Origin of the sequence: Nocardia takedensis NBRC 100417 (assembly GCF_000308695.1) — a bacterium.
In the GTDB taxonomy this organism is placed as follows: domain Bacteria; phylum Actinomycetota; class Actinomycetes; order Mycobacteriales; family Mycobacteriaceae; genus Nocardia; species Nocardia takedensis.
The window spans coordinates 1-9,976 of the sequence record NZ_BAGG01000225.1 but is presented as its reverse complement, the minus strand read 5'-3'; the positions used below and the strand labels follow the sequence as shown (position 1 = coordinate 9,976).

General features: G+C 69.2%; 10 protein-coding genes. 4 read left to right on the top strand and 6 right to left on the bottom strand.

The window, feature by feature from the left end; genetic code table 11:
• The first annotated feature begins 150 nt into the window (after positions 1-150).
• A complete protein-coding gene (locus tag ON30_RS28530; protein ID WP_051030091.1) occupies positions 151-759 on the top strand; it encodes a TetR/AcrR family transcriptional regulator in 609 nt (202 codons plus the stop codon).
• Positions 760-907: 148 nt separating this feature from the next.
• A complete protein-coding gene (locus ON30_RS28525) occupies positions 908-1,333 on the top strand; it encodes a DUF7144 family membrane protein (RefSeq protein ID WP_040712246.1) in 426 nt (141 codons plus the stop codon).
• A 77-nt stretch (positions 1,334-1,410) separates the two neighbouring features.
• Here the strand turns inward: ON30_RS28525 and ON30_RS28520 are convergent, their stop codons facing one another.
• The 4 genes from ON30_RS28520 to ON30_RS28505 all read right to left on the bottom strand — a co-directional run bounded on the left by ON30_RS28520 (position 1,411) and on the right by ON30_RS28505 (position 3,267).
• Positions 1,411-1,854 carry an SRPBCC family protein gene (locus ON30_RS28520; protein ID WP_040712244.1) on the bottom strand — a complete coding sequence of 148 codons (444 nt, stop codon included), beginning with the start codon at positions 1,852-1,854 and terminating at the stop codon, positions 1,411-1,413.
• 39 nt (positions 1,855-1,893) lie between these two features.
• On the bottom strand, positions 1,894-2,232 hold the full coding sequence (locus ON30_RS28515; protein ID WP_040712253.1) for an ArsR/SmtB family transcription factor: 339 nt from the start codon (positions 2,230-2,232) through the stop codon (positions 1,894-1,896).
• Between the two features lie 5 nt (positions 2,233-2,237).
• Positions 2,238-2,711, bottom strand: coding sequence for an SRPBCC domain-containing protein (locus tag ON30_RS28510; RefSeq protein ID WP_040712252.1), 474 nt, complete (start codon positions 2,709-2,711; stop codon positions 2,238-2,240).
• A 139-nt stretch (positions 2,712-2,850) separates the two neighbouring features.
• Complete coding sequence (locus ON30_RS28505) at positions 2,851-3,267, bottom strand: ATP-binding protein (RefSeq protein ID WP_040712242.1); 417 nt, start codon at positions 3,265-3,267, stop codon at positions 2,851-2,853.
• 457 nt (positions 3,268-3,724) lie between these two features.
• Here ON30_RS28505 and ON30_RS28500 point away from each other — a divergent pair, with 457 nt between their 5' ends.
• Entirely contained in the window at positions 3,725-4,078 is a 354-nt protein-coding gene (locus tag ON30_RS28500; RefSeq protein WP_040712241.1) for an STAS domain-containing protein, read from the top strand.
• Here the strand turns inward: ON30_RS28500 and ON30_RS28495 are convergent.
• Entirely contained in the window at positions 4,021-7,767 is a 3,747-nt protein-coding gene (locus ON30_RS28495; protein ID WP_051030089.1) for a SpoIIE family protein phosphatase, read from the bottom strand. The genes ON30_RS28500 and ON30_RS28495 overlap by 58 nt on opposite strands.
• Positions 7,768-8,177: 410 nt before the next feature.
• Between ON30_RS28495 and ON30_RS28490 the strand changes: the two genes are divergently transcribed.
• Positions 8,178-9,329: an alkane 1-monooxygenase gene (locus tag ON30_RS28490; RefSeq protein WP_051030088.1), complete on the top strand. Its 1,152-nt coding sequence runs from the start codon at positions 8,178-8,180 to the stop codon at positions 9,327-9,329.
• Between the two features lie 47 nt (positions 9,330-9,376).
• On the opposite strand, the gene ON30_RS28485 is transcribed toward ON30_RS28490, so the two are convergent.
• A partial coding sequence (locus ON30_RS28485; protein WP_040712236.1) for a ZIP family metal transporter occupies positions 9,377-9,976 on the bottom strand: 600 nt, incomplete at its 5' end.

The window sequence follows — 9,976 nt, the reverse complement described above, 5'->3', positions numbered from 1 at the left end:
GCACTGCGCCCTTGAGTCGGAGGGATTCGGTCCGCGGCCCGCTTCGAGTGGTGCGATTCCACGCGACGTGCGTCCGGTTGGTGTCGTCGACAGTAGGGAACATACGGACACGATGTCCACTTCTGCTCGGACATCGGTTAGAGTCTCGGTATGGATCCGGGAACCGACCTGCTCACGGGCCTACCCGCCGGGGAGGCCCCCCGTGAGCGCGCGGACGCCGCACGCAACCGCGCCAAAGTGCTGACCGCCGCGGCACGCCTGTTCGCCGAACGCGACCCGCGGTCGGTCACCATGGACGACATCGCCAAGGCGGCGGGCGTCGGTCGCGGCACGCTCTATCGCCGCTACCCGGACACGGTGTCGATCGCGGTCGCGCTGCTCGACGAACACGAGCGCGCGCTCCAGGAGCGACTGCTGCGCGGCGAACCGCCACTGGGCCCCGGCGCGCCGCCATCGGAGCGGCTCGCGGCGTTCTACGCGGCGATGGTCGAACTGCTGGAAGCCCACACTCCCCTGGTCCTCGGCGCGGAGACCGGCGCGCGCCGCTTCGAGTCCGGCGCGTACGGCTTCTGGTGGGCACACGTCCGGGCCCTGCTCACCGAGGCGGGCAACACGGATGCGGCGATGGTGGACGCGCTACTGGCGCCGCTGGCCTCGGAGGTCTACGTCTACCAGCGCACCGAACGCGGCCTGAGCCCGGACGAGATCGCGGCGGCGCTCGCGCGCGTGGCCAGAGCCGTTCTCACGGGCGGAACGTGACCGAAATTCCCGTGGAAGTGCTGCTTAAGGCGTATCCGCCACGATGGATATCGTCCGAGCGAAAAGATCCGCTGATGTCCCGGTCACCCGCGCGGGCCGTCATGCGGATTCCCCTCCCACCCGAATTCGTGACACGAGGAGGTCGACCATGAGGTATCCCTCCGGTTCTCCGCAACAGCGGGCGGCCGAACCCGACGGCCGCCAAGACCTCGCCTACGGCGTCTCCCTGGTCGCCGCGGCGTTGTTGTTCGTCGTCGGCGTGGTCGCCGTCCTGCAAGGCATCGTGGCCATCGCGGGCGACGACCTCTACGTCGCCGACATCGACTACGTCTACGCCTTCGACACCCCCACGTGGGGTTGGATTCACCTGGTCCTTGGCGTGATCGGCATCCTCTGCGCACTGGGCCTGATGTCGGGCCGAACCTGGGCCCGCTACGCCGCCATCGCGGTCGCCGCCGTCGTGATCATCGCCAATTTCCTGTCCCTGCCCTACTACTCGCTCTGGGCGATTCTCCTGATCGCCATGAGCGCGGTGGTGATCTGGGCCGCCGCCATCTGGCAACCGGAGCCGTGAGGCGCGCTCTCGGGAGGTAGCCCCACGGCATCCGTCGCCAGGCCCGGAGAACAGGGCGACGGAGGCGCCGGTCGGATTCAGTCCGGGTAGGCGACCCGGACGTCGTCGGGTGACGGTGCGCCCCTACCGGTTTCGAGCATGCCTTTCAGGCTCATCAGGTAGGTGGCCCATTTGGTGCTGCAATGGTGCATGAACTCGACCGGTTCGGCCCAGCCTTCGTGGGTGAACAGGACGACGGTCCAGTCGTCGTCGCGGCGCAGTGTCCAGTCGATGGTGGTGCCGATCCATTCCGGCGGTCCGTCGATCACCTCCCAGCCGACGTGTTCGCCGGGTGTGGTCGCGCGGACCCGCATGTCGAAACCGCCGGGCGGGAAACGGAACTCGATGACGCCGTCCAGGGCGGCGTCACCGGTGGTGTCCCGGGTCCACCAACCGGCGAGGCCGTCGATCGTGGTGAGGGCGTCGTACACCTGCTGGGGCGAGGTGTTCTCGACGGCTATCCGGTGCAGAATGTCAACCATTTCTTCTCCTGTTCGTACCTGAGGTGGCGGGCGGGACAGTCATTGCCGCCGCTCGTGCTGGATCGATTCGGCGAGTCGCTTGATCCGCGACAGGCGGGCGTCCCAGGCGTTGCCGACGGTGGTGAGTTGGGCGACCGCGTGGGCGAATCGAGGTTCGTCGATCCGGTATCGGCGTTCGCGCCCCTCGGCCGCGCTGTGCACCAGGCCGGCGCGGTCCAGGACGGCGAGATGTTTGGCCACGGCCTGCCGGGTGACCGGCACCTGTTCGCTCAGCGTCGTGGACGTCGCGCTCCCGTGGCCGAGCAGCAGGTCGAGCAGGCGTCGCCGGATCGGATCGCCCACGGCGGACCACAGTTCGTCGTCGACCGCTTCCGACAGCGTGGTCACGAGCCGCTACCGCCCGCGTAGGCGACCAGTCGCGGCAGGAAGTAGTCCCAGCCGCTGACGTGATCGCGGTAGGTCTCCTCGTGTCGTGCCGGGGACCAGCCCATCTGCCGGAAGCCGGTTTCCACGAATTTCACCAGGGTGCCCGTACCGGACGGCACGAGTTCGAAGGTGACCAGCAGCGACCTGCCGATCGGCGCCGTCTCGTCGGGCGTGTAGGCCCAGCGGAACGAGAACGTGCGCGGCGGCAGCGCTTCGACGACGGTCAGCGCGACCACTTTCTCGACACCGGCGCTGTCGCGGAATCTGATCTCGCCGGACGCGCCGACCTCCACCGGGTAGTCGGCCTCCTCCGGCCACCACTCCCGGACGTGCTTCGGATCGCTGACGACTTCGTAGACGATCTCGGGCGTGGCATCGATGAAGATCTCGCGTTCGATGCTGCCGAGGTCGAGTCGGGCCGGTTCTGTCACCACTACCTCCTGCAACCATTGGTTGCGCATTACGGTAGCCCTTGCTCGACATATACGCAACCATCGGTTGCGCATCAGCGAGGTGGTTCGCGGGAGTGGTATCCGGGACAGCACCGACCCCGTGGCCGACGCGTCCGATTCAGTCGATGCGGGCGCGCAGCGACACCACGGTGCCGTCGGGTTCGGCGCGCACCTCGACTTCGGTCATGAGCGCGCGCATCAGCGCGAGACCGCGGCCTCGATAGGGATCGGGCTGCGCGGACGGGTTCTTCCATCGGCCGTTGTCGGCGACGACTACGTGGATCTGATTGTCGGAGCGGCTCGCTCGAAGGCGCACCGTCCCGTCCTTGTTGTCGCGCAGGCCGTGTTCGACGGCGTTGGCGCACGCTTCGCTGACCGCGAGGACGATATCGGTCACGACGGCGGGATCGGTCACCCGGTCGACCAGCCATTCCTGCAAGGCGCGGCGGGTCCACGCGAGTTGGTCCGGGTCCGGCGGAAAACTCAACTCCAGCGGTTGCTCGAGTTCCGCGGGCGCGGGCCGGTCAGCGTGCATCGCGAGAGCGACGGCATCCGCTCGTGCCGGTAGAAGTACGTGGCCGACGCCCCGGATTCAGCATGTAGTTCCTTCCTCGCAGGATCCGCCGACCCTATTCCCCCAGCCGGAGATACCCGCCTCGCCGGAGGGAAACCCTCGCCCGGCCCCACCGGGGAGGGGTCCGGCGCGCGTGGACTCGCGTTCTCCGTGTTCGACGATTCTGCCAAACTACTCGATCGGCGACCGAAAGCTCCGGTCGCGCGACCGCCGGCGGGATCGGTCCGCTCCTCGACGGGTGGTCCGGGCGGGTTCCGCACGGTATAGGATTTCGGAGTTCTCCGGTCCAGCAGAGCGCGGGAGAGTCCGACGACCCAGCGGAGAGGCCGCCCATGCCAACGAATGTGCCGCGCGGCAGAGCGACGGTCGAGCGAGCGCACCGCAGCGGAAACGACAGGGTGCGCGTGGAGGCTCGGCGGTGAGCGAGGCACAGTCTCCGATCCTGACCGTCGAGATCGAGCCGCGCGGGTCCGCGGTGATCGTGGCGGTGGGCGGCGAGGTCGACATGTCCTCGGCCCCGGTACTCGGAGCGCGCATCGCGCAGGCGATCCGATCCGATCCCGCGCTGCTCGTGGTGGATCTGTCACAGGTCCGGTTCTTCGGGTCGGCCGGACTGAGCCTGTTGGCCGAGACCTCCGACCTGGTGGCGGAGGGTTCGCTGCGTGTGGTCGCGGTGGGCGGCCCGCTGCGCACCATCCGGCTCGCGGCCCTGGATCAGATCCTCGACCTGTTCGACACCGTCGAAGGCGCGCTGGCCGATCCGTCGGCGTGACCGTCCGGCCGACGATAGGTGAGCAGGGCGATGTCGTCGTCGTGCTCCTCGATGACCAACCGGCGGCACAGGTGGTCGACGGCGTCGCGGGCCGACAGTGTCACCGCATCGGCGAGCGCCTCGGCGGTGCGGTCGAGGGCGGGCTCGAGATCCTCGCCGCGGCGCTCGATCAGCCCGTCGGTGTAGAGCAGCAAGGTGGCTCCGTCGGGGAGGGCGATCGTCGCCTCGGGACGGTCACGGCCCACCCGCACCGCCAACGGCAATCCGAGCGCGCGGTCGAGGCGACGGATTTCCCCTCGCGAAGTGGCCATCAGCGCCGGTAGATGTCCCGCGCTGCTGTAGCGGACGGTGCCCGCGGCGGGATCGATCGTCGCGCAGAACACGCTCGCGCAATACGCGCCGGGCAGGTGTTCGGCGAAGCGGTCCAACGCGGTCAGCACCAGCGCGGGGTCGTTGTTCTCCAACAGCAGGGCTCGGGTCGCGCTGCGCAGTTGCCCCATCGCCGTCGCGGCGGGCAATCCGTGACCCACGACGTCACCGACGACGACGCCGAAGCGCCCGCCGGGGAGTTCGATGACGTCGTACCAGTCGCCGCCGATCTCCATGGTGGAGACCGCGGGCTCGTAGCGGGCCGCGAAACCGTCGGGCAGGTCGTCGGGTCCCAACAGCGCGCGCTGCAGGGCCAGGGCGATCGTGCGTTGTTCGTCGTTGGCCCTGGCCCGGGTCAGCGCCCGTTGCAGATGGCCGACCAGACGCGTGATCAGGGTGCGATCGGAGTCGGTGAAAGGCCGCGGATCAGCGAACTCGAGCCACAGCAGCCCCGGGTCGCCGCCGTCGTAGAGGGGCGCACCCACTCCAGTCACCAAGGCGGTGGTATCGACCAGACCCGAGATCTCCCCGTTCTCGGACCGGACGCACAGGTGCCCCGCGCGCACGAAGGCGAGGACCTCGGGCATTCCGACCGGCGCGGTGCTCGGACCCCGGTCCGGGCCCGCGGTGACCGTCACCGTGCGCGATGGACCGAAACTCAGCAGCGTCACCCGCTCGGCCTGCCAGAAGTCGCGCACTTCGGCCGAACCGATCCGCAGTACGTGCGCGCTGGCGTCGATTCCGGCCAGCAGGCCGGACAGACGCGCGACGGCCGCGTCGCGGGCGGCCGCGAGATGCTGGTCGGTGACATCGCGCAGCGTGCCCACCAGCAACGCCGCACCGCTGCGCTCGTCACGCAGCGAATCCAACGACACCTCGACCCACAGTCGATGCCCCAGACGGTGATACAGGGGAAGCACGAACCGCCCCCGACCGTCCCGCTCGACCGCGGCCAGCGCGGCGGCCACCGCGCGGTGACCGTCGGGGTCCTGGTCGGCGGTGGGCCACCACGGGTGCGGAACCGGCCACGGACCCTGCGGCGCCGCATAGCCGAGCAACCGGGTGAATCCGTCGTTGACCTCGATGACCGACCGATCGGCGTCGGCGATGAAGAAGCCGTCCTGCATCGCGTTCACCAACGCCGTGCGCCACGCGGATTCGTGATTGCGCAGACGCGCCTGGTCGAGATTGGACCGCACCCGAGCCAACAGATCGGTCGAGGAGAATGGCTTGCTCAGATAGTCGTCGGCGCCCGCCGCAAGACCTTCGCCCGCGGCGTCTTCTCCCGCGCGGGCCGACAGCAGGATCACCGGAGTCCCGGCCGTGCGCGGGTCCGCGCGCAGCGCCCGCACCAACTCCACACCGTCCAGGCCGGGCATCATCACGTCGGCGAGGACGAGATCAGGGCGCGCCGAGCGCGCCTGACGCAGTGCCGCGTGACCGTCCGCGGCGAGCACCACGCGGTAATCGGGGCGCAGCAGCATCGACAGGTAGCCGCGCAGGTCGGCGTTGTCCTCGGCGATCAGCACCACATCCGCGCCCGCACCGGAATCCGCGGTCGCCGCGTCGTCGGGGCTCCATTGCATCGCCTCGGCGACGTAGTCGTCCACCACGCTGTGCGACGGGGTCCGCACCGCCGAAGCCCGCGCGTGCCGCGCGGGCAGACGCACCGTGAACGTCGAGCCGTGACCCACGCGACTGACCACCTCGGCCCGCCCGCCGTGCGACTCGGCCAGTTCCCGCACCAGCGCCAATCCGATGCCCGACCCCTCGTGGGATCGGCCACCGGCCCCGCGGACCTGCCGGAACCGTTCGAAGACGTGGGGCAGGTCCGCGGCGTCGATGCCGACGCCGGTGTCGCGCACCCACAGTTCGACCTCGCCATCCCCGACGCGGACCCCGACGGCGATCTCACCGGACAAGGTGAACTTGACGGCGTTGGACAACAGGTTCAGCACGATCCGTTCCCAATGCCCCGGATCGAGCAGCACCGCGGGCATGTCCGCCGCGGCGTCGATCGAGAAGTCCAGTCCGGCGCGGCGCACGGCGGGAGCGAAGGATTCCGCGAGTCCGCGCGTCAACGCGCCCACATCCACGGGCACCGGCTCGAACGTGACCGCCCCCTGCTCGATCCGGCTGAAATCGAGCAGCGTGTCGACCATCCGACGCAGTCGCCCCGCGTTGCGGCGGATGATCTCGACGCGCTCGCGCTGCACCGGCGCCAGCGGCGCGCCCCGGTCGAGGAGCGCGTCGTGGGCGGGACCCGCGATCAGGGTCAGCGGCGTGCGCAGTTCATGGCTGACGCTGGTGAAGAACGCGGTCTTCGCGCGGTCGAGTTCGGCCAACTCCTCGGTACGACGGACCTGCGCGCCCTGGGTGTGCGCGTCGGCGATGGCGGAGCCGAGATGATCGGCCACCAGGTCGAGGAAGCCGCGATAAGCCTCGTCGAGCCTCAGGTTCGGACTGACGCCGAGCAGCAGGACTCCGCCGGGCTGGTCGTCCGCGGAGACCGTGAGCGGCAGCACGACGACGTCGTCCGCACCGGGAACCACCCGAACCGCGCCGTCGACGGCGACCTGCCGAATCCACTCCACCGACGGTGCGAACGTCTCCGAGTCCGTCCCGAACGCCGCGACGGCACGGGCCCCGCCCACGGCCTCGTCCACCAGATACACGGCCGCGAGCGTCACATCCTCGCGATACCGTCGCAGGACCTCGATCGCCGCCAGACAGGCGTGCTCCACATCGACCGTCCGTGCCGCGCGGGCCTCGCCCAGTTCCTGCAACGCCCGCAACCGCCGCGTGCCCAATACCTGCGCGGTGGTTTCGGTGACCACCGTGAACACCCCGCCGACACTGCGATCGGCGCGTGGAATCGCGCTGTAGGCGAAAGTGAAGTAGACCGTCTCGTCGAAGCCGTGCCGATGGATCACCAACGGCAGATCCTCGTGGTAGCTCGATTCCCCGCGATCCATGACCGTCTCGATCATCGACCCCACGACCGGCCACGCGTCCGCCCACACCCGCGCGCACGGCTGCCCCAGGGCCGGATGTTTGGCGCCCAGGATCGGGACGAAGGCGTCGTTGTAGATCATCGCCAGATCCGGACCCCACATGAGCAACATCGGGAACGGCGAATTCAGACAGATGCCCACCGCCACGCGCAACTCCGCGCACCACGTGTCGACGCCGCCCATACTCGTCGCGGCCCAGTCCGTGGACGCCATCAACGCGGTGAGACCGCTGTCCGGGGCGGCGGCGAGCAGTTCCGCCGGAAAGGCCGGACCGGAATCCGCGGGTTCCCCCGACACATCGGCCACGATCGCAACCCCTCTCTGGGTATCCGACCACACCACACGCCACCCGGCCGGTCACCGTCGGTCGCACAGCCTATCAACGCCGCGCCGTCGGCCACCCGTCGAACCCGAGCGGAGGACGGCCCGACGGTGAATCGCATTCCCGGCTCGCCGAATACGCCCGAAACGGGCGCGACGGGGCCGCGTTGACAGTTCAACCGCACAGCCCGTACCCTGCCGCAGGCGGAATATCGCTCCTCGAAGTCCCGAGACCGGATTCGACATGTCCGCCTGATCTCCCCGTCCTGATACACCTGTTGAGAGCGTCGAGACGCCAGCGGGGGTATCCCGTCGCGCCGACCGGTCAACCGGACCGGAGAAATGAATTCCCGAGGAAACGACCGGGCATCGGTCGATGTCAGGAAACGGCTGTCATGGTCTTCGAGAACTCCGAAGCACGCGATCCGAAGCGATACCTGTGGCTGCTCGGTCTGATCGCGCCCGGATGCGCGATCCTGCCCGCACCACTGGTGCAGTACACCGGACTACAGGTCTTCTGGTGGATCGGGCCGATCATCGTCTTCGTCGTGATCCCGGTGCTCGACCTCGCCGTGGGCGAGGACGGCAGCAATCCACGCCCCGACGATTATCGGGCGCTCGCCCGCGACCGCTATTACCGATGGTGCACGTTCGCCTTTCTTCCGCTGCAATTCCTGGGGCTGTTCGTCGCCGCTCATCTGTGGACCGACGACGCCCTCGATCTGCTCGACGAACTCGGCCTGACCCTGACGCTGGGCGTCGTCTCGGGCATCGGCATCAACGCCGCCCACGAACTGGGCCACCGCACCGAACATCTCGAACGGTGGCTGGCCAGAATCGCGCTGGCGCAATCGTGCTACGGACATTTCTACGTCGAACACAATCGCGGCCATCACGCCCGGGTCGCCACACCCGCCGACCCGGCCAGCGCGCGATTCGGCGAATCACTGTGGGGATTCCTGCCGCGCAGCATCCTGGGCGGTCTGCGTTCGGCGCTCGCACTGGAACGCGATCGCCTGTCCCGCAAGGGCAAGCGCGCGCTCTCCCCCGCCAACCACATCCTGCAGGGATGGGCCATGAGCGCGGCGTTGTTCGGGGCGCTGACCGCGATCTTCGGCGGCGGTGTGGTGCCGTTCCTGCTGCTCCAAGCCGTGATCGGCATCGCCTTGCTCGAAACGGTCAACTACATAGAACACTACGGTCTGCTGCGGGCGCGCCGCCCGAGCGGCCGGTTCCAGCGATGCTCCCCGCGCGACAGTTGGAACAGCGACCGACTGGTCACCAACGTCTTCCTGTTCCATCTGCAACGCCACAGCGACCACCACGCCCACCCCGGACGTCGCTATCAGACACTGCGCAGTTGCGAACAGGCGCCGCAACTACCCGCGGGCTACGCCACCATGGTCCTGCTCGCCGCGGTGCCGCCGCTGTGGCGAGCGGTCATGGACCACCGGGTCCTGGCGCACTACGACGGTGACCTGTCCCTGGTCAACACCAGACCTCGCGCGCGCCGACACCTCTCGACCACCGCACCGCACCCCTCGTAGCCGGTCGGCGTGCCACTCGGCTCCCCTCGAGCGGTCGGTTGTCGCGTTCAACCGCCGAGGGAGAACGCGACCACGAAGCCCAGCGCGGTCGACAGCCCGACCCACCAACCACCCTCCCGGTACGCCTCGGGCATCAACGAATCCGCCATCACCGCGATGGTCGCCCCACCCGCGAACGCCTGGATCAACGCGATCCCCCGGTCGTCGATCACGTCCTCGAGCAGGTAGGCCGTCACGACGACGACGGTCAGGACCAGCGCGGCGAGCAGCCACACCCCCATCGCCCTGCCGACCGCCATCCGGTGCTGGGTTCGCATCGAGGCCGCGCCCGCCACCGCTTCCGGAACGTTGCCCACGGCGATGGCGACGAGCAGGACCAGCCCGCCCGCGCCGGACAGCGACACGCCCAGTGCGGTGTTCTCCGGAATTCCGTCGAGCAGTGCCCCCAGCATGAGCGCCCATCCCAGCGCCGCGGGGCCGAGCCTGTTCTCGATCAGGTGGTCGGCCACGACATACACCGCCGCACCGAGCATCAGCGCCGTCGCCGCGATCAACGCGCCTTCGGCGTCGAACGCGGGCGCGAACAGTTCGGTGGACACCGCCGCCGCCATCGCCCCCGCGCCGAAGGCCATCAACGCCGCGAGCAC